This is a genomic window from Legionella quateirensis (genome assembly GCF_001467955.1).
Classification (GTDB): Bacteria; Pseudomonadota; Gammaproteobacteria; order Legionellales; family Legionellaceae; genus Legionella; species Legionella quateirensis.
On the sequence record NZ_LNYR01000036.1, the window covers coordinates 39895 to 41070 of the forward strand.

Consider the following 1176-nt stretch of genomic DNA (forward strand, 5'->3'; position numbering starts at 1 on the left):
CACGGTGACTTCCGGTGGGGTTACTGAAACGGCTACAGTGAACGTCACGGTAAACCCGGTTAATGATGCCCCAACCAACAGCGTCCCTGGCGCTCAAACGACGAATGAAGACACCGCTCGAGTCTTTAGCTCTGCTAATGGCAATGCGATAAGCCTCACCGATATAGACAGCGCATCTGTGACCACCACAATTTCCGTGGCACACGGCAGCTTAACGGCACTGGCAACAGTTGGGGTTACCATTACGAATAATGGTACAGGAACGGTGACTTTGGTGGGATCTCCAGCCAACATCACCACCGCCTTGAATGGTTTATCGTACACTCCTGTTGCCGATTACAACGGCTCTGACAACTTAACGATAGTCACCAGTGACGGCGCCTTAAGTGATACGGACAATATTGCCATTACGGTGACACCAGTTGTGGATATTGCCAATGATGCCATAACCATGAATGAAGACACGGTGGCTACTTATGATGTCAATAACAATGATACCTTTGAAAATGCAGGCCATACCATCACTGCGATTAACGGTACGGCCATTGCCTATGGCGGCACAGTGGCTGTGGCCAACGGCACGGTGCTCTTGAATGCCAACGGTACCTTAAGCTTTACGCCAGCTGCCAATTACAACGGCAGTACCAGCTTTACCTATACGGTGACTTCTGGCGGAGTTACGGAAACCGCTACGGTGAACGTCACGGTAAACCCTGTTAATGATGCCCCAATCAACGGCGTCCCTGGCGCTCAAACGACGAATGAAGATACGGCTCAAGTCTTTAGCTCTGCTAATGGCAATGCCATCAGCCTGACCGACATTGACAGCGCATCTGTGACCACCACGATTTCTGTGGCACACGGCAGCTTAACGGCACTGGCAACAGCTGGGGTGACTATTACGAATAACGGAACAGGAACAGTGACTCTGGTGGGATCTCCAGCCAACATCACCACCGCGTTGAATGGTTTAAGCTACACCCCGGTTGCTGATTACAATGGTGCAGACAGCTTAACGGTCATTACCAGTGACGGCGTCTTAAGTGATACGGACAACATTGCCATTACAGTCAATCCAGTTGTGGATATTGCCAACGATGCCATAACTCTGAATGAAGACACGGTGGCTAATTATGATGTGAATAACAATGATACCTTTGAAAACGCAGGCCATAC

Annotated in this window: 1 protein-coding gene; it reads left to right on the forward strand. The window is 50.0% G+C overall.

The window, feature by feature from the left end; all coding sequences use genetic code 11:
- Positions 1 to 1176 (forward strand): tandem-95 repeat protein (locus tag Lqua_RS13285; protein WP_193787187.1); only part of this gene is annotated, 1176 nt, incomplete at both ends.